Raw genomic sequence first — 21676 nt, 5'->3', positions numbered from 1 at the left:
CATAAATATCAATGTGACATTACTAGGGCGATTGTTTAGGATGACGCCCATAAGGTCAATAGTTTGGCACAAACTAGATAGCTAAAAAATCCAGCCAAATATTTGACGTCAATGCATTTATAGACTACGCCCCCAGATTGGCAGCGCTAATAGCGCGCTGCGAAATGGATTTGTCGAAACGGATCGCCGGAGAAAATTTTAATGAGCAGTGTTGTTGCCACCGTCAAAAGCATTGTTGGTCAAGTTTTCGTAATTTCTCCGGAAGGTGCCCGTCGCGTCCTTGTAGAAGGTGATCGTCTGTTTGCCGGCGACCAGATCGACACCGGTCTGTCGGGCGCCGTGAGCCTGGAACTGGCCGACGGTCGCATCCTGGACCTGGGCCGGGACACCCAGTGGAGCGCCGATATGCCGGACTCCACCGCCGACCTGGCAGCGGCCAGCGAGCAAGCCGCACCCTCGGTGGCCGAGCTGCAACAAGCCATCGCCGCCGGCGCCGACCCGACCACCGACCTGGAAGCCACTGCCGCCGGCGCAAACGCTGCCGGTAATGGTGCTGCCGGGGGCGGCCACAGCTTCGTGGTGCTGGACGCGACCGCCGGCCGTGTAGACCCGACCATCGGCTTCCCCACCGCACCCATCGGCCAAGGCACTTCGGCACTCAACGCCCTGAGCGGAGCACCAGGCTCGGCAGACTCGGGTAACCAAGTGCTGCAGCCTTCGACCCTGACCCTGAGCGCGACGCCGACCATCACCGAAGCGGGCGGCGTGCTGACCTACACCGCTACCGTGACCCGGCCATCCACCAGTGACCTGACCGTCACCTTGACCAATGGCGCGGTGATTACCATCCCGTCGGGCCAGTTGACCGGCACCGTCAATGTGCCCTTGGCCCCCAATGACAGCCCGTACATCGACCCGGGCCAGATAAGCGTCGGCGTTACCGGTACCACCGGCGGCGGCAACCTGGTATTGACCATCGACCCTAACCCGGCCGTGACGCAGATCACCGACACCATCGACACCACCACCGTCACCCTGACCGCTGGTTCGACCGTGACCGAAGGCGGCCAGATCACCTACACCGCCACCCTGACCAATCCAGCGCAGACCCCGGTGAACGTCACCTTGAGCAATGGCTCGGTGATCACCATCAAGGCTGGTGAGTCGACAGGCACTGTTGTCGTTGATACGCCGGCTAACGATGTCTACAACAACGGTTCGACGATCAGCACCACGATCACGGGCGCAACGGGCGGTAACTTCGAGAATCTGGTACCGAATACCACGCCTGCGGTCACCACCATTACCGATTCGATCGATGCCACCACGGTCACCCTGACCGCAGGTTCGACCGTGACTGAAGGCGGCCAGATCACCTATACCGCCACGCTGACCAACCCGGCGCAAACGCCGGTGAACGTCACTTTGAGCAATGGCTCGGTGATCACCATCAAGGCCGGCGAATCGACAGGCAGCGTTGTCGTTGATACGCCGGCTAATGACGTCTACGTCAACGGCAGCACCGTCAGTACGACGATTACGAGTACGACTGGCGGCAATTTCGAGAGCCTGGTGCCGAGCACCACGCCAGCGATTACCACCATTACCGATTCGATCGACACCACCACTGTGACGCTGACAGCGCCAACCGAGGCGAACGAAGGTGGGCAGGTTACGTATACCGCCACGCTTTCCAACAAAGCTGGCACAGATGTCACGCTGAAGTTGGATAACGGTTCGTCGATCACCATCAAGGCTGGCGAGACCGTTGGCACCGTAACTGTCCCTGCGCCTAGCGATGATGTGTTCATCGACAAAAGCACGCAGACCGTCCAGATCACTGAGACCTCTGGCGGCAACTTCGAGAAATTGGAAGTTGCAGGCAATGGCGCAACCACCACGATCAACGACACCCTCGACAAAGTTGATGTGGTGCTGACGGCAACTCCTACCGTTGGTGAAGGCGGCAATATCGTCTACACCGCTAGCCTTGTGGATAAGAACGGCGCGCCGGTGACTAACATCACCAACCCGTTGACCGTCACCTTGGATAACGGCCAGACCATCACTATTGGCGTAAACCAGTCGAGCGGTTCTATCACCACCATCGCGCCAGACGATGTCTACAAAGGCGACCAGACCGTCACTACCGCCATCAAAGGCGTGACCGGCGGCGAGCACTTTGAAAATCTGGTGCCGGGTACTACGGCGGTGAACACCACCGTTACGGATACCCCAGGCACCGATAACACCACCACGGTTACGCTGACTGCGCCAAGTGCCGTTAACGAAGGCGGCCAGATCACCTACGCCGCGACCTTGAGCAACAAGGCCGGTACTGACGTCACCTTGAAGCTGGATAACGGCTCTTCGATCACCATCAAAGCTGGCGAGACCGTCGGTACTGTGACCCTGCCCGCCCCTACTGATGACGTGTTCATCGACAAGAGCACGCAGACCGTTCAGATCACCGAGACCACTGGTGGCAACTTCGAAAAACTGGAAGTCGCAGGTAATGGCGCAACCACCACGATCAACGACACCATCGACAAGGTCGATGTAGTCCTGACCGCGACCACCACCGTTGGCGAAGGCGGCAACATCGTCTACACCGCCAGCCTTGTGGACAAGAACGGCGCAGCGGTGACTAACATCACCAATCCGTTGACCGTCACCTTGGATAATGGCCAGACCATCACCATCGGCGTAAACCAGACTAGCGGTAGCGTTTCGGTTCTTGCTCCTGATGATGTGTACAAAGGCGACCAGACCGTCACTACCGCCATCAAAGGCGTGACCGGCGGCGAGCACTTTGAAAATCTGGTTCCAGGTACTACCCCGGTTAATACCACCGTTACGGATACACCAGGCACTGACAACACCACTACGGTGACGCTGACCGCTCCGGCCGAGGCAAACGAAGGTGGGCAGATCACGTACACCGCCACGCTTTCCAACAAAGCGGGCACTGATGTAACGCTGAAGCTGGATAACGGCTCGTCGATCACCATCAAAGCCGGCGAAACCGTCGGCACCGTAACTGTGCCTGCACCTACCGATGATGTGTTCATCGATAAGAGCACCCAGACCGTCCAGATCACCGAAACCGCTGGCGGCAACTTCGAAAAACTGGAAGTTGCAGGCAGCGGCGCAACCACCACCATCAACGACACCATCGACAAAGTCGATGTGGTTCTGACCGCCACCAACACCGTTGGCGAAGGCGGCAACATCGTTTACACCGCCAGCCTTGTGGATAAGAACGGCGCGCCGGTGACCAACATCACCAATCCGTTGACCGTGACTTTGGACAACGGCAAGACCATCACCATCGGTGTGAATCAGTCGAGTGGCTCTATCACCACCATCGCGCCGGATGATGTTTACAAGGGCGATCAAACTGTCACTACCGCCATCAAAGGAGTGACCGGCGGCGAGCATTTCGAGAACCTGGTGCCTGGTACTACCGCGGTGAACACCACCGTTACGGACACACCGGGTACCGATAACACCACCACCGTTACGCTGACAGCGCCAAGTGCCGTTAACGAAGGTGGCCAGATCACCTACACCGCGACCTTGAGCAACAAGGCCGGTACTGACGTCACCTTGAAGCTGGATAACGGCTCGTCGATCACGATCAAGGCTGGCGACACTGTTGGCACCGTAACCGTGCCCGCCCCGACCGATGACGTGTTTATCGATAAGAGCACTCAGACCGTCAAGATCACCGAAACCACTGGCGGCAATTTCGAAAAACTCGAAGTTGCGGGCAACGGTGCGACCACCACGATCAACGACACGATCGACAAAGTTGATGTGGTCCTGACCGCCACTACCACCGTTGGCGAAGGCGGCAATATCGTTTACACCGCCAGCCTTGTGGATAAGAACGGCGTACCAGTGACTAACATCACCAATCCGCTGACCGTCACCCTCGATAACGGCAAGACCATCACCATCGGCGTAAACCAATCGAGCGGTTCCATTACCACCGTAGCGCCAGACGATGTGTACAAAGGCGACCAGACCGTCACTACCGCCATCAAAGGCGTGACCGGCGGCGAGCATTTTGAAAATCTGGTTCCAGGTACTACCCCGGTTAACACGACCGTTACCGATACACCCGGTACCGACAACACCACTACCGTGACCTTGACCGCTCCGGCCGAAGCGAATGAGGGTGGACAGATTACGTACACCGCCACGCTTTCCAATAAAGCGGGCACTGACGTCACGCTGAAGTTGGACAACGGCTCGTCGATTACCATCAAGGCTGGCGACACGGTTGGCACTGTGACCGTGCCCGCTCCTAGCGATGACGTGTTCATCGATAAGAGCACTCAGACCGTCAAGATCACCGACGCTTCCGGCGGCAACTTCGAAAAACTCGAAGTAGCAGGCAACGGCGCAACCACCACGATCAACGACACCATCGACAAGGTCGATGTGGTCCTGACGGCCACCACCACCGTTGGTGAAGGCGGCAACATCGTCTACACCGCTAGCCTTGTGGATAAAAACGGTGCGCCGGTGACTAACATCACCAACCCGTTGACCATCACCTTGGATAACGGCCAGACCATCACCATTGGCGTAAACCAGACTAGCGGTAGCGTTTCGGTTCTTGCTCCTGATGATGTCTATAAAGGCGATCAAACCGTCACCACCGCTATCAAAGGCGTAACCGGCGGCGAGCATTTCGAGAACCTGGTGCCGGGCACTACCGCGGTGAACACCATCGTTACGGACACCCCGGGTACCGACAACACCACTACTGTGACGCTGACAGCGCCAAGTGCCGTTAACGAAGGTGGGCAGATTACGTACACCGCCACGCTTTCCAACAAAGCGGGCACTGACGTAACGCTGAAACTCGACAACGGTTCAAGCATCACCATCAAGGCTGGCGACACTGTTGGCACTGTGACCGTGCCCGCCCCTACCGATGACGTGTTCATCGATAAGAGCACCCAGACAGTCAAGATTACTGAGACTTCTGGCGGCAACTTCGAAAAACTCGAAGTGGCAGGCTCCGGCGCAACGACCACGATCAACGACACCATCGACAAGGTCGATGTAGTCCTGACCGCGACCACCACCGTTGGCGAAGGCGGCAATATCGTCTACACCGCCAGCCTTGTGGACAAGAACGGCGCAGCGGTGACTAACATCACCAATCCGTTGACCGTCACCTTGGATAATGGCCAGACCATCACCATCGGCGTAAACCAGACTAGCGGTAGCGTTTCGGTTCTTGCTCCTGATGATGTCTATAAAGGCGATCAAACCGTCACCACCGCTATCAAAGGCGTAACCGGCGGCGAGCATTTCGAGAATCTGGTCCCTGGCACTACCGCGGTGAACACCACCGTTACTGATACACCAGGCACCGATAACACCACTACCGTAACGCTGACAGCTCCGACGGAAGCGAATGAGGGTGGCCAGATCACCTACACCGCGACCTTGAGCAACAAGGCCGGCACCGACGTCACGCTGAAGCTGGATAACGGCTCGTCGATCACCATCAAAGCCGGCGAAACCGTCGGCACCGTAACTGTGCCGGCACCTACCGATGACGTGTTCATCGATAAGAGCACTCAGACCGTCAAGATCACCGACGCTTCCGGCGGCAACTTCGAAAAACTCGAAGTAGCAGGCAACGGCGCAACCACCACGATCAACGACACCATCGACAAGGTCGATGTGGTCCTGACGGCCACCACCACCGTTGGTGAAGGCGGCAACATCGTCTACACCGCTAGCCTTGTGGATAAAAACGGTGCGCCGGTGACTAACATCACCAACCCGTTGACCGTCACCTTGGATAACGGCCAGACCATCACCATCGGCGTAAACCAGACTAGCGGTAGCGTTTCGGTTCTGGCTCCTGATGATGTCTATAAAGGCGATCAAACCGTCACCACCGCTATCAAGGGTGTGACCGGCGGCGAGCATTTCGAGAATCTGGTCCCTGGCACTACCGCGGTGAACACCACCGTTACTGATACACCAGGCACCGATAACACCACTACCGTAACGCTGACAGCTCCGACGGAAGCGAATGAGGGTGGCCAGATCACCTACACCGCGACCTTGAGCAACAAGGCCGGCACCGACGTCACGCTGAAGCTGGATAACGGCTCGTCGATCACCATCAAAGCCGGCGAAACCGTCGGCACCGTAACTGTGCCGGCACCTACCGATGACGTGTTCATCGATAAGAGCACTCAGACCGTCAAGATCACCGACGCTTCCGGCGGCAACTTCGAAAAACTCGAAGTAGCAGGCAACGGCGCAACCACCACGATCAACGACACCATCGACAAGGTCGATGTGGTCCTGACGGCCACCACCACCGTTGGTGAAGGCGGCAACATCGTCTACACCGCTAGCCTTGTGGATAAAAACGGTGCGCCGGTGACTAACATCACCAACCCGTTGACCGTCACCTTGGACAATGGCGAGACCATCACCATTGGTGTGAATCAGTCGAGCGGTAGCGTTTCGGTTCTTGCTCCTGATGACGTGTACAAGGGCGACCAAACTGTCACCACCGCCATCAAAGGCGTAACCGGCGGCGAGCATTTCGAGAACCTGGTGCCGGGCACTACCGCGGTGAACACCATCGTTACGGACACCCCGGGTACCGACAACACCACTACTGTGACGCTGACAGCGCCAAGTGCCGTTAACGAAGGTGGGCAGATCACGTACACCGCCACGCTTTCCAACAAAGCGGGCACTGACGTAACGCTGAAACTCGACAACGGTTCTTCGATCACCATCAAGGCTGGCGACACTGTTGGCACTGTGACCGTGCCCGCCCCGACCGATGACGTGTTTATCGATAAGAGCAGCCAGACCGTTCAGATCACCGAGACCACTGGCGGTAACTTCGAAAAACTGGAAGTTGCAGGCAATGGCGCAACGACCACGATCAACGACACCATCGACAAAGTCGATGTGGTCCTGACCGCCACTACCACCGTTGGCGAAGGCGGCAACATCGTCTACACCGCCAGCCTTGTGGATAAAAACGGCGCACCGGTGACTAACATCACCAACCCGCTGACCGTAACCTTGGACAATGGCGAGACCATCACCATTGGTGTGAATCAGTCGAGCGGTAGCGTTTCGGTTCTTGCTCCTGATGACGTGTACAAGGGCGACCAAACTGTCACCACCGCCATCAAAGGCGTAACCGGCGGCGAGCATTTCGAGAACCTGGTGCCGGGCACTACCGCGGTGAACACCATCGTTACGGACACACCGGGTACCGACAACACCACTACTGTGACGCTGACCGCTCCGGCCGAGGCAAACGAAGGTGGGCAGATCACGTACACCGCCACGCTTTCCAACAAAGCGGGCACTGACGTAACGCTGAAACTCGACAACGGTTCTTCGATCACCATCAAGGCTGGCGACACTGTGGGCACTGTGACCGTGCCCGCCCCGACCGATGACGTGTTTATCGATAAGAGCAGCCAGACCGTTCAGATCACCGAGACCACTGGCGGTAACTTCGAAAAACTGGAAGTTGCAGGCAACGGCGCCACCACCACGATCAACGACACCATCGACAAAGTCGATGTGGTCCTGACCGCCACTACCACCGTCGGCGAAGGCGGCAATATCGTCTACACCGCCAGCCTTGTGGATAAGAACGGCGCACCGGTGACCAACATCACCAATCCGCTGACCGTCACCCTCGATAACGGCAAGACCATCACCATCGGTGTGAATCAGTCGAGTGGTTCTATCACCACTATCGCGCCAGACGATGTGTACAAAGGCGACCAGACTGTCACCACCGCCATCAAAGGCGTCACTGGCGGCGAGCACTTCGAAAACCTGGTCCCTGGCACTACCGCGGTGAACACCACCGTTACGGACACACCAGGTACCGACAACACCACGACTGTGACGCTGACAGCGCCTAACGCTGTTAACGAAGGTGGACAGATTACGTACACCGCCACGCTCTCCAACAAAGCTGGCACTGATGTAACGCTGAAGTTGGATAACGGTTCGTCGATCACCATCAAGGCTGGCGACACTGTTGGCACTGTGACCGTGCCTGCGCCTACCGATGACGTGTTCATCGATAAGAGCACTCAGACCGTCAAGATCACTGACGCTTCCGGCGGCAACTTCGAAAAATTAGAAGTTGCAGGCAACGGCGCAACCACCACGATCAACGACACCATCGACAAGGTTGATGTGGTTCTGACCGCCACCAACACCGTTGGCGAAGGCGGCAACATCGTTTACACCGCCAGCCTTGTGGATAAGAACGGCGCGCCGGTGACCAACATCACCAATCCGTTGACCGTCACCTTGGACAACGGCAAAACCATCACCATTGGCGTGAATCAGTCGAGCGGCACCATCACTACCATCGCGCCGGATGATGTGTACAAAGGCGACCAGACCGTCACCACCGCCATCAAGGGTGTGACCGGCGGCGACCACTTTGAAAATCTGGTGCCGGGTACTACCGCGGTGAACACCACCGTTACGGACACACCGGGCACCGATAACACCACCACGGTTACGCTGACTGCGCCAAGTGCCGTTAACGAAGGTGGTCAGATCACCTACACCGCAACTTTGAGCAACAAGGCCGGCACCGACGTCACCTTGAAGTTGGATAACGGCTCGTCGATCACCATCAAAGCTGGCGAGACCGTCGGTACTGTGACCGTGCCCGCCCCTACTGATGACGTGTTTATCGATAAGAGCACGCAGACCGTTCAGATCACCGAGACCACTGGTGGCAACTTCGAAAAACTGGAAGTCGCAGGTAATGGCGCGACCACCACGATCAACGACACCATCGACAAGGTCGATGTAGTCCTGACCGCGACCACCACCGTTGGCGAAGGCGGCAACATCGTCTACACCGCCAGCCTTGTGGATAAGAACGGCGCACCGGTGACCAACATCACCAACCCGTTGACCGTGACTTTGGATAACGGCCAGACCATCACTATTGGCGTAAACCAGTCGAGCAGTTCTATCACCACCATCGCGCCAGACGATGTCTACAAAGGCGACCAGACCGTCACTACCGCCATCAAAGGCGTGACCGGCGGCGAGCACTTTGAGAATCTGGTTCCAGGTACTACCCCGGTTAATACCACCGTTACGGATACACCAGGCACTGACAACACCACTACGGTGACGCTGACCGCTCCGGCCGAGGCAAACGAAGGTGGGCAGATCACGTACACCGCCACGCTTTCCAACAAAGCGGGCACTGACGTAACACTGAAACTCGACAACGGTTCAAGCATCACCATCAAGGCTGGCGACACCGTTGGCACCGTAACCGTGCCTGCGCCTACCGATGACGTGTTTATCGATAAGAGCACGCAGACCGTCAAGATCACCGACGCTTCCGGCGGCAACTTCGAAAAACTGGAAGTTGCAGGCAGCGGCGCAACGACCACGATCAACGACACCATCGACAAGGTCGATGTAGTCCTGACCGCGACCACCACCGTTGGCGAAGGCGGCAACATCGTTTACACCGCCAGCCTTGTGGATAAGAACGGCGCACCGGTGACCAACATCACCAACCCGTTGACCGTGACTTTGGATAACGGCCAGACCATCACCATTGGCGTAAACCAATCGAGCGGTAGCGTTTCGGTTCTTGCTCCTGATGATGTTTACAAGGGCGATCAGACCGTCACTACTGCTATCAAAGGCGTAACCGGCGGCGAGCACTTTGAAAATCTGGTGCCGGGTACTACGGCGGTGAACACCACCGTTACGGATACCCCAGGCACCGATAACACAACCACGGTTACGCTGACTGCGCCAAGTGCCGTTAACGAAGGCGGCCAGATCACCTACACCGCGACCTTGAGCAACAAAGCCGGTACCGACGTAACGCTGAAACTCGACAACGGTTCAAGCATCACCATCAAGGCTGGCGACACGGTTGGCACCGTAACCGTGCCTGCCCCTACCGATGACGTGTTTATCGATAAGAGCACTCAGACCGTCAAGATCACCGAAACCACTGGCGGCAATTTCGAAAAACTCGAAGTTGCGGGCAACGGTGCGACCACCACGATCAACGACACCATCGACAAGGTCGATGTGGTTCTGACCGCCACCACCACCGTAGGTGAAGGCGGCAACATCGTCTACACCGCTAGCCTTGTGGATAAAAACGGTGCGCCGGTGACTAACATCACCAACCCGCTGACCGTCACCTTGGATAACGGCAAAACCATCACCATTGGTGTGAATCAGTCGAGCGGTAGCGTTTCGGTTATTGCTCCTGATGATGTGTACAAAGGCGATCAGACTGTCACCACCGCGATCAAGGGTGTGACGGGCGGCGAGCATTTTGAAAACCTGGTACCGGGCACTGCGGCGGTAAACACCACCGTCACAGATACCCCCGGCACTGATAACACCACGACGGTCACGCTAACCGCGCCTAGCGCAGTGAACGAAGGTGGTCAAATTACGTACACCGCCACACTTTCCGACAAAGCGGGCACTGACGTTACGTTGAAGTTGGACAACGGTTCTTCGATCACTATCAAAGCTGGCGAGACCGTCGGTACTGTGACCGTGCCCGCCCCTACTGATGACGTGTTCATCGACAAGAGCACTCAGACCGTCAAGATCACCGACGCTTCCGGCGGCAACTTCGAAAAACTCGAAGTTGCCGGCAATGGCGCAACGACCACGATCAACGACACTATCGACAAAGTTGATGTGGTCCTGACCGCCACTACCACCGTCGGCGAAGGCGGCAACATCGTTTACACCGCCAGCCTTGTGGATAAAAACGGTGCGCCGGTGACTAACATCACCAACCCGTTGACCGTGACCCTGGATAACGGCAAAACCATCACCATCGGTGTAAATCAATCGAGCGGTAGCGTTTCGGTTCTTGCTCCAGATGACGTGTACAAGGGCGACCAAACTGTCACCACCGCTATCAAAGGCGTAACCGGTGGCGAGCACTTTGAAAATCTAGTGCCGGGTACTACGGCGGTGAATACCACCGTCACGGACACACCAGGTACCGACAACACCACCACTGTGACGCTGACAGCGCCTAACGCTGTTAACGAAGGTGGACAGATTACGTACACCGCCACGCTCTCCAACAAAGCTGGCACTGATGTAACGCTGAAGTTGGATAACGGTTCGTCGATCACCATCAAGGCTGGCGACACTGTTGGCACTGTGACCGTGCCTGCGCCTACCGATGACGTGTTCATCGATAAGAGCACTCAGACCGTCAAGATCACTGACGCTTCCGGCGGCAACTTCGAAAAATTAGAAGTTGCAGGCAACGGCGCAACCACCACGATCAACGACACCATCGACAAGGTTGATGTGGTTCTGACCGCCACCAACACCGTTGGCGAAGGCGGCAACATCGTCTACACCGCCAGCCTTGTGGATAAAAACGGCGCAGCGGTGACCAACATCACCAATCCGCTGACCGTCACCTTGGACAATGGCAAAACCATCACCATCGGTGTGAATCAGTCGAGCGGTTCCATCACCACCGTAGCGCCAAACGACGTCTACAAAGGCGACCAAACCGTCACCACCGCCATCAAAGGCGTGACCGGCGGCGAGCATTTCGAGAATCTGGTCCCTGGCACTACCGCGGTGAACACCACCGTGACGGACACACCGGGTACCGATAACACCACCACCGTGACGCTGACTGCGCCAAGTGCCGTTAACGAAGGCGGCCAGATCACGTACACCGCGACCTTGAGCAACAAGGCCGGCACCGACGTCACGCTGAAACTCGACAACGGTTCAAGCATCACCATCAAGGCCGGTGAAACCGTCGGCACCGTGACCGTGCCTGCGCCTACCGATGACGTGTTTATCGATAAGAGCACCCAGACCGTCAAGATCACCGAAACCACTGGCGGCAATTTCGAAAAACTCGAAGTTGCAGGCAATGGCGCCACCACCACGATCAACGACACCATCGACAAAGTCGATGTGGTTCTGACCGCCACCAACACCGTCGGCGAAGGCGGCAACATCGTCTACACCGCCAGCCTTGTGGATAAAAACGGCGCGCCGGTGACCAACATCACCAATCCGCTAACCGTCACCTTGGACAATGGCAAAACCATCACCATCGGTGTGAATCAGTCGAGCGGTTCCATCACCACCGTAGCGCCAAACGACGTCTACAAAGGCGACCAAACCGTCACCACCGCCATCAAAGGCGTGACCGGCGGCGAGCATTTCGAGAATCTGGTCCCTGGCACTACCGCGGTGAACACCACCGTTACGGACACACCGGGTACCGATAACACCACCACCGTGACGCTGACTGCGCCAAGTACCGTTAACGAAGGCGGCCAGATCACGTACACCGCGACCTTGAGCAACAAGGCCGGCACCGACGTCACGCTGAAACTCGACAACGGTTCAAGCATCACCATCAAGGCCGGTGAAACCGTCGGCACCGTGACCGTGCCTGCGCCTACCGATGACGTGTTTATCGATAAGAGCACCCAGACCGTCAAGATCACCGAAACCACTGGCGGCAATTTCGAAAAACTCGAAGTTGCAGGCAATGGCGCCACCACCACGATCAACGACACCATCGACAAGGTCGATGTAGTCCTGACCGCCACCACCACCGTCGGCGAAGGCGGCAACATCGTCTACACCGCCAGCCTTGTGGATAAAAACGGCGCACCGGTGACCAACATCACCAACCCGTTGACCGTCACCTTGGATAACGGCAAAACCATCACCATCGGTGTCAATCAGTCGAGCGGTTCCATCACCACCGTAGCGCCAAACGACGTCTACAAAGGCGACCAAACCGTCACCACCGCCATCAAAGGCGTGACTGGCGGCGAGCACTTCGAGAACCTGGTGCCGGGCACGACGGCGGTGAACACCACCGTCACCGACACACCGGGCACCACCGACCTGACCACCGTCACCCTGACCGCCCCAACCGCGGTCAACGAAGGCGGCCAGATCACCTACACCGCCACCTTGAGCAACAAGGCCGGCAGTGAAATGGTGGTGCAGCTCGACAACGGTTCGAGCATCACCATCAAGCAAGGTGAGACCGTGGGCACGGTGACCGTCCCGGCGCCTACCGATGACGTGTTCATCGACAAGAGCACCCAGACCGTCAAGATCACCGGCACCACCGGCGGCAATTTCGAGGGTGTGACCATCACACCTGCGGGCGCCACCACCACCATCAACGACACCATCGATGATGTGACCGTGGTGCTCAAGGCCACTGGCTCGGTCAGCGAGGGCGGGCAGATCGTCTACACCGCGTCCCTGGTCGACAAAAACGGCGCGGCCGTGAACAACGTGGGCTCCGACCTGGTGGTAAGGCTGGATAACGGCTCGACCATCACCATTGGCAGCGGCAAGTCCACCAGCTTCACGACGGCTACCGCACCGAACGATGCCTATGTCGGCGCCAATGATGTCAGCGCCAAGATCACCGGCGTGGTCAGCGGTGGCGACAAGTACGAGCATCTGATTGTTGATGGCAGCCCCGCAGTCACCAAGGTCACGGATGTAGTGACTGATACCAAAATCAGCATTACGGGCGACGGTTCGGTCACTGAAGGTGGCACCGCCCACTACACCCTGACCTTGACCAACCCGCCGCAAACGGATGTGACCGTGACGCTCAAATACAGCGGCACCGCCACTGACGGTTCGGACTTCACTGGCGTGTATACCGTGAAGATCCCGGCAGGCTCCAGCAGTGTGCCGTTTGATATCCGCACGCTCGACGACAAGATTACCGAGCCTACGGAACAGATCGTCATCACCATCGACAAGGTCACCGGAGGCAACTTCGAGAACCTGGTGATCGACAAAGGCACTGTCACCACCAACATCCTCGACAACGATGCGCCGCCGGTGCTCGACCTGGATGCCAACAACTCCAGCGGCGCCACGGGTGCCGATTACAAGACGACATTCACCGAGGGTACCGCCGGGCCGGGCGTGTCGATCGCCGACACGGACATCAAGATCACTGACCCAGACAGCACACTGCTGACGGGCGCGACGGTCACGCTGACCAACGCACAGGCTGGTGATGCCCTCAATCTGGGCAATAGCGTGAATGGCATCAGCGTCAGCACCAACAACCAGACGGGCACTATTACCCTGACGTTGTCCGGCAGTGCGACGCTGGCTGACTACATGCAGCGTATCCAGAACATCACGTTCACCAACAACAGCCACGACCCGAGCACCACGCCCCGCACCATCACCGTGACGGTGACCGATGGCGGCAACTACTCCAACGTGGCCACCACCACCGTCAACGTGGTAGCGGTCAACGATGCACCAGTGGCCACTGGCGGTGCCGTGACCGGTACGGAAGACACCGCGCTGGCCCTGACCTGGGCCAACTTCGGCGTGAGCGATGTGGACTCGCCACAAGCCAGCCTCGGGGTGAAAATCACCGAGCTGCCGGTAGCCGGCAAGCTGCAATACCTGGCGGCGGATGGCACCACCTGGACCAACGTGAGCAGCGGCCAGACCTTTACCAAGGCTCAGATCGATGGCGGCCAACTGCGCTTTACGCCGAATGCCAACGAGTCCGGCGCCGACGGTTACGGCGGCACTGGCGTGGGTAACAAGCAGGCGGATTACGCGCAGTTCAAGTTCCAGCCAACCGATGGCAAGGACCTGGGCACCAGCGCCACGGTGAAAGTGGATATCACCCCAGTGGCCGACGCACCGACCCTCAGCGTGGCGGACAACAACGTTGCCTCGACCGGGCTGGTCAAACAGGGCTGGAACAACATCGCCGGCCTTGGAAACAACGGCAATGGCGCTGCGCCAGACGTACTGAAAAAAGCCATCGACAACGCGGGCACCCCCAACAACACCTCCGTGGTGACCAACGTCGAGTCCGTCGACAACGTCACCGCCGGTTCTGGTTCCAAGATCTCCGGTCTGATCTACATGGAAGCGGGCAAGAGCTACACCTTCAGCGGTATCGCCGATGACAGCGTGGTGGTCAACGTTGGCGGTAAAGATGTTGCCAGCGGTTTGTGGGGCACCAACAGCGGCAAGTTCAGCGGCTCGTTCACGCCAACCACCACCGGTTACTACAGCCTTGAGATCTACCAGGCCAACCAGGCGGGCCCAGGCAGCTTCGACGTTAACCTGTCGATCAACGGCGGGGCGGTGCAGAACCTGAGCACCAGCACCGTGCCGTTGTACACCGGCCTTACCGACCTGACCAACGCCGGCGTCACCGTATCCGACCTGCATGGCAGCAACGGCGACGGTTACTACGTGGGCTACAAGCTCAACGAAGGCCAGGAGAACGGGACGGTCAAACTGTCCAAGGTCACCACCGCGCTGACCGACACCGACGGCTCCGAAACCCTGAGCGTGAAGATCAGCGGCATTCCGGCAGGCTCGGTGCTTACCGACGCATCGGGGCACACCTTTACTGCGGGTAAAACCGTGGGCGAAGTGAATGTCACCGGCTGGGACCTGAACACGCTGAGCATCAAGCCGCCGACCTACTACAGCGGCCAGTTCAACCTGACAGTCACCTCGACTTCCACCGAGAGCATCGGCGGTTCAGCGACCACCACCGCGCAATTGCCAGTCACGGTGCATCCGGCGACCTACAATTCGGTCACCGGCACCTCGGGCAGCGACACCATCAATGGCAGCGATGGCAACGACATCGTCGTGGCCGACATCGCCGGCCTGAACGTGGTGCAGGGCAAGAACTACAACATCGCGTTCATGATCGATACATCGGGCAGTATGGGTGCGGACTCGATAGCAGCGGCAAAAACCTCGCTGACTACCACGTTCAACTCGCTGAAAAACAGTATCGGCGCCAGCACCTCCGGCACTGTGAATATCTTCCTGGCGGATTTCAGCGACCAGGTCAATCGCACGGTGACAGTCAACCTGAAAGACCCAGGTGCATTGGACTCGCTGCAGAAAGTCCTGGACTCCATGGTGTCTACCGGCGGGACCAACTACGAAGACGTGTTCAAGGCCGCGTCCAACTTCTTCAAAAGTGCCCAGGCGACTGGCAACACTGGCGCTATTAATACAACGTACTTCATCACCGATGGTCAGCCGACGTTTTACCAAGCGTCCGAGCAGACCAACCCGTACTTGTACGGCAACGTCAGGCTCGATGATGTCGTCACCATGAACAACTACACCATAGGTACCGCCACCCGGATCAACATCGATTCGAATAACTACCTTGATATCAACTCTGCCGGCAAGGTGACCCTCTGGTCTTACGGCTGGGGATACAACAAGGGAATCATCCACGCCCAAGGGGATGGCACCTATGAAATATCGGTGCAAGGCGGCCTCGGATACGATACCGACTACTCCACCACCCTCAACTCCAACAGCGCGTTCGCACTGCTTAAAGGTCTGTCCACAGGTGGCGTAGAAGCCATCGGCCTCAATAGTGGGGTCAGCTTGAATCAGCTGGCACCGTACGACAGCGATGGCAAGCCACAGGCCAACATCGATCCGAAGGACCTCGCCAACGCTATCCTCGGCCACACCGAGGCGACGTTGCCGGGCGCGGACACCGTCAGCGGTGGCGACGGCAACGACATCCTGTTCGGCGACCTGGTGAGTTTCAGCGGGATCAATGGCGAGGGTTACAACGCACTGCAGGCCTTTGTCGCGCAGAAAACCGGCGTGGCTGTCTCTGCGGTGACCGCCTCTAACGTTCACCAGTACGTCACCGAGCACTATGTGGACTTCGACGTCTCCGGCGCCAAAGATGCCGGCGACACACTGTTGGGCGGCGCTGGCGATGACATCTTGTTCGGCCAAGGCGGCAACGACACGCTCGATGGCGGCAAAGGCAATGACATCCTGCTGGGTGGCACGGGTAACGACACGTTGATTGGCGGCCAGGGCAACGACATCCTGATCGGTGGCTCGGGTGCCGACACCTTTGTGTGGAAGTCTGGCGACATCGGCAACGATGTGATCAAGGACTTCAAAGCCTCGGAAGGCGACCGCATTGATCTGCGTGATTTGTTGAAAGGTGAAACCGACAGTACCATCGACAACTACCTCAAGATCACCACGGTAGACGGCGTGTCGACCCTGCAAGTGAGCAGTGAAGGCAAGCTCAACGCCGCCGGTGGCCTGGCCAATGCCGATGTGACGATCAAGCTGGAAGGCAACGACTGGTCCCACACCAGCATCAACTCGCTGATCAGTGGTGCCGACCCGACCATCAAGATCGACCACACTTAAGACACGATTAATCGGCCGCCCTTTCAGGCGGCCGTTTTTTTGGCCTGCGGGTCGCTGGCCCTGGCGGACGGTGCATCGCATACTCACGCCCATACACGCAGCGTTGACCTATGCTGTTGAACGCCTGTGGCGCATTTTCGAGGGGTTGTTATGTTTTACGTGCAACGTGATGCACAGGGCGCACTGGTTCGCGTAGAGGCTATCGCCTTTACCGAATCCACTGAAACCCTGCCGGCCGATCACCATGAGATCCAGGCCTGGTACGCCAACGAAGTGGTGGAAACCAGCCTGGCCCAGCTCAAACAGAGCGACTTGGAGATGATCCGGGTGCTGGATGACTTGATCCAGGTGCTGACCCGCAAAGGGGTGATCAGCGTGACCGACCTGCCGCCGGCAGCCCAGGCCAAGTTGATGGACCGTAACCAGGCGCGGGAAGCGTTGGGTGGGTTGAGCCAGTTGATCGATGATGACGAGAAAGGATTGATTTAATCCAACCGCTCCTACCCCTGTAGGAGCGAGCTTGCTCGCGAAAAAACTGAAATCGCCACGGGGTGTCAGGCTTCGCGCGTTATGGTTGGAGATCTTCGCGAGCAAGCTCGCTCCTACAGGTAAATTATTTCCAGGGCGCGGGCTCGCCAAACAGTTGGCCCTGCACGCCGAAAATCCCCATCTCACGAATCACCTTCAGTTCGCCCTCGGTCTCTACACGCTCGGCAATCAGCGGCAGGTCAATGCTATGGGCCGCTCGCTGAATAGCTTCGATAAACAGGCGCTTGTCACTTTCCTGGTCGATGGCGCGAATGTAGCTGCCGTCGATCTTCAGGTACGCCAGGCCCAGGCGCGCCAGGTTCCCGATCATGCTGAACCGCCCACCGAAACGTTGCAGGCTGAGGGAGAAACCCAGCTCGCGCAGGCGCTGGGTCATCTGTTCCAGCACGGGCTGCTCAGGCAGTTGCTCTTCACCGATCTCCAGGGTAAGGCGCGGGCCCAGGTTGCTGTGCTGACGTAGCAGGTCATAGATGCGGTTCAGAGCCTGGGGGTCCTGCAGGGTCGCGGCCGAGAGGTTCAGCGCAAGGTTCTCGGTGTGGCTGCTCATCTGCTTGAGCACCTGCTCCAGCATCAGGCGGTCCAGGCGGGCCGACCAACCGAAGCGCTCAAGCCACGGCAGGAAGCGCCCGGCCGGTATGGGGTGGCCGTCCTCGCCCTGCAAGCGCGACAGCACTTTGTAATGCAGGACCAACTGCGGGTCCTGGCTGGCCACCACCGGCTGGAAATACAGCTGGAAGCGCTGCTGGGTCAGGGCCTGGTCCAACAAGGTGTGCCAGGCATGGTGATCGTCTCCCACGCTGGCGGCGGCGCTGCGGTCCAGGCACACCCAACTGGTGTCGCCCTGCGCTTGGGCCTGGGCCAGGGCCTGGTCGGCCAGGGCCAACAGGGCTTGGGGTGCGTCGCCATGGCTGAACGGCGCCAGGCCGATATAGGCGACCGGTGTAACGTCGCTGGCGCCGGTCGCTTGCAGGCTGAGCAAGGTGCTCTCGAGGTTTTGCGCCAGTTGCACCGCTTCTTCACGCATCAACCCCGGCGCCAGCACGGCGAACTCACCGCCACGAATACGGGTGACGAGGTTATGGGTTTCCGGATACGGCGCGCACTGGCGCAGCAGTTGTTGGCCAACCGCTTGCAGCAACTGGTCGGTGCGCTGGCCACCCAGGCGCTGGTTGAGGCCGGCCAGGTCCTTGACCCGCAGCAACAGCAGGTAGCCGGAGTTGGTCTCTTCCGGGTTACTGACGCGGGCGTTGAGCTGCATCTCGAAATAACGGCGGTTGGCGAGGCCGGTGAGGTTGTCCTGATAGGATTCGGTGCGCAGTTTTTCGCTACGCTCGGCCTGTTCCTGGAACAGCGCCTTGAGCTTTTCCACCATCTGGTTCATGGCCTGTACCACGCGCCGCAGCTCTGGCGTGCGGGGCAAGTCAGGCAGGCTGAGGAACTCGCGGCGGGCAATGGCGTGGGACTGTTTGACCATATAGTCCAACGGCTTCAATTGCCGGCGCAGCAACAGCCCACCGAGCACCACGCTGACCGCGCCGCACAGCAGCAACCAGCCCAGGCTACCCAGGGCGCTTTGCCAGAGCTTGGCCAGGGCGAACATCGGATGGCTGACCACTTCTACCCGTGCGGCCTGTTCCCAGCCACGGCTGACCAGCGCATCACCACCGGCCGGCTCCAGGCCGATCAGGTTGACGAACCAGTTGGGCACGCCGTTGTTGTCAGGAATACCGCTGCGCTCGACGATGGTTTTGTCGGTGGCCAGGTCCACGACGCGGATGCTGGCGTAGTAACCGCTGTCGAAGATCGAGCTGACGAGCAGCTCCACCATGGCCGGGTCATCGATATTCGGAGTCAGCGACAGCGCCAACGCCGTTGCGGCATCCTGGGCGTGGGAGCGCAGTTGGTTGACGTATTGGGTGCGCGAGCTTTCCAGGCTGACCATGAAGCTGCCGCTGAAGGCGACCACCAGGAACAGACAGATTGCAATCAATAGCTGTTTGAACAGAGACATCCGATCAGTTACTCCTAGTTGGCAGGCTCGGCTGGGAAGCCTTCCGCACGCATTTTTCTCAACACATCCTGCCAGCGCGACAAGCGTTTGGTATCACCGACTTTCTTGTTGCCCTTGGCACCGGGCAAGTACAGCCCCTCGGCGTTGAATGAGTACACCGGGACTAGATCGGTGCGACGGGTGGCCGGCAGGATCTCATCCATCAGGCTGTCGAGCACCAGTGGGACAGCGTCTGGGGTCGAATAATAGGTCAGGACCATGTGCGCCCGATTCTGCCGCAAGGCCTTGACGTAGGTAATGCGCAATTTGTCGCTGGACACCCCCAGGTGACGCAAACTGAAATACTTTGCGATGGCGTAGTCTTCGCAGTCACCGGCGCCTTTCCAAAGTGCTTCGACGGGTGTCTCCCAATAATCGACAACGTGCCAGAGATCGATGTCTTCCACGTAGGTCATTTGCTTGTTGAAGAACAAATTGACGACCTTGAGCTGGTCCTGCTCGCTGACCTGTTTTTCGCTCGCCAATAGCCGCTGCCAGGCGTCGATACGTTGCTGGCCTTGCCCCAACGGGCCGTAGACGGCGGTGGCCTTGCGGCTGATCTGCGAGAAATCCCAATCGGCACGCAGCCCGCCGAGCATCAGGCCAGCCAGTAAAATTGCTGATAAAAGCCAGCACAGCAGTCGATAGGGAATAAAACTTACCGCCAAAGTGTTCAGTCCATGAAAGAGACGGAATTTCAAGGAATGGTGAAGCCTGGCCCTACAAAAAACAATGGCACAGTGCAATCATCACAGTAGGCGGTGATTTTATAACCGCCTCCTGTGAGAGACACAAAGTATGCTGTGTAAGCCCTTACAAACGGAAACTCTGGCTGTTTGACAAGCGCCTGGCCCATCTTTAGTGTTCTTTGGATCCAATTAGCCAACCTATTATTCAAGAAAGGAGGATAGCGCAACCGTGACGCAGAAGCCGAACCCATTAAGCAGCATCAAAATCAGCGGGCCTATTCCCGCCCATCTTGCGCGCTCCGTTATTGAAGAAACCTTGCGTAATGCCATCCTCGATGGGCGATTGCCCTGTGGCACCGCCATGCGCCAGCAAGAACTGGCCAGCCTGTTCGGCGTCAGCCGCATGCCCGTGCGCGAAGCTTTGCGCCAGCTGGAGGCGCAATCCTTGCTGCATGTGGTGACTCACAAGGGTGCCGTCGTTGCCCCCTTGATCGAGGACAATTCGGCAGAGACCTATGCCTTGCGCATGTTGCTGGAGGCCGAAGCCTTGCGCCTGTCGATTCCGCTGCTCACCGACGCGGACCTTGCTCAAGCCGAGGCTTGTATCAATTCGCTGGAAAGCGAAAAAGACTACACCGAGATTGGTCGCCTCAATCGCCTGTTTCACATGGTGCTATATGGCAAGGCGCCCAACCAGCGACTGCTCACCCTGGTCGAGCACGGGTTGAATGAGGAGGAACGCTTCCTGCGCTTCAACCTTGAGGCGATGGGGCTGGGCGAGACCTCCCAGGAAGATCACCGCGAACTGCTGAGCCTGGTGGCGCAGAAGAAGGTCGAGGAGAGCATCCTGACGTTGCGTAACCACTTGATGCGAGGCATGGAGGTGATCGCCACCTACCTCAGCAGCCTTGAGAGCGCCGACAAAAAAGCCGTGCAGTAAGTTTTTTTGCTTTTGCCCTTAACCCTCAGGTGATGGAGCAGCTTCCCTATCAGGGTTGTTGCTCCATCAGAAATATTTAAAAAATAACTAAAGAACGATTAACGCCGACTTAGTGCACGGAAAAATCCCACCTATAGCCGGGCAATTTACCGCACATAT

Annotated in this window: 5 protein-coding genes; 3 read left to right on the top strand and 2 right to left on the bottom strand. The window is 58.1% G+C overall.

From position 1 onward, the window contains the following. The first annotated feature begins 201 nt into the window (after positions 1-201). Positions 202-17289: a retention module-containing protein gene (locus MHH62_RS25275; RefSeq protein WP_339232097.1), complete on the top strand. Its 17088-nt coding sequence runs from the start codon at positions 202-204 to the stop codon at positions 17287-17289. A gap of 150 nt (positions 17290-17439) precedes the next feature. Continuing rightward, the gene (locus MHH62_RS25270; RefSeq protein ID WP_014716366.1) at positions 17440-17778 is read left to right on the top strand and encodes a hypothetical protein; all 339 of its coding nucleotides are present in this window, start codon (positions 17440-17442) and stop codon (positions 17776-17778) included. 124 nt (positions 17779-17902) lie between these two features. On the opposite strand, the gene lapD is transcribed toward MHH62_RS25270, so the two are convergent. Both lapD and lapG read right to left on the bottom strand, forming a co-directional pair. Continuing rightward, a complete protein-coding gene (lapD, locus tag MHH62_RS25265) occupies positions 17903-19849 on the bottom strand; it encodes a cyclic di-GMP receptor LapD (protein ID WP_339232096.1) in 1947 nt (648 codons plus the stop codon). 14 nt (positions 19850-19863) lie between these two features. After that, positions 19864-20556, bottom strand: coding sequence for a cysteine protease LapG (gene lapG / locus MHH62_RS25260; RefSeq protein WP_014716364.1), 693 nt, complete (start codon positions 20554-20556; stop codon positions 19864-19866). Positions 20557-20806: 250 nt separating this feature from the next. Between lapG and MHH62_RS25255 the strand changes: the two genes are divergently transcribed. Beyond that, positions 20807-21517, top strand: coding sequence for a GntR family transcriptional regulator (locus MHH62_RS25255; RefSeq protein ID WP_339232095.1), 711 nt, complete (start codon positions 20807-20809; stop codon positions 21515-21517). Positions 21518-21676: the final 159 nt, after the last annotated feature.

It is taken from the genome of Pseudomonas sp. FSL L8-0168, from assembly GCF_037976155.1.
GTDB classification, from domain to species: domain Bacteria; phylum Pseudomonadota; class Gammaproteobacteria; order Pseudomonadales; family Pseudomonadaceae; genus Aquipseudomonas; species Aquipseudomonas paracarnis.
This window is presented reverse-complemented; position numbering and strand designations above follow the sequence as displayed.

Excerpts from the sequence above, each read along its gene's own strand:
- MHH62_RS25275 (WP_339232097.1), top strand. The coding sequence starts at position 202 with ATGAGCAGTGTTGTTGCCACCGTCAAAAGCATTGTTGGTCAAGTTTTC.
- lapD (WP_339232096.1), bottom strand. The coding sequence starts at position 19,849 with ATGTCTCTGTTCAAACAGCTATTGATTGCAATCTGTCTGTTCCTGGTG.
- MHH62_RS25270 (WP_014716366.1), top strand. The coding sequence starts at position 17,440 with ATGTTTTACGTGCAACGTGATGCACAGGGCGCACTGGTTCGCGTAGAG.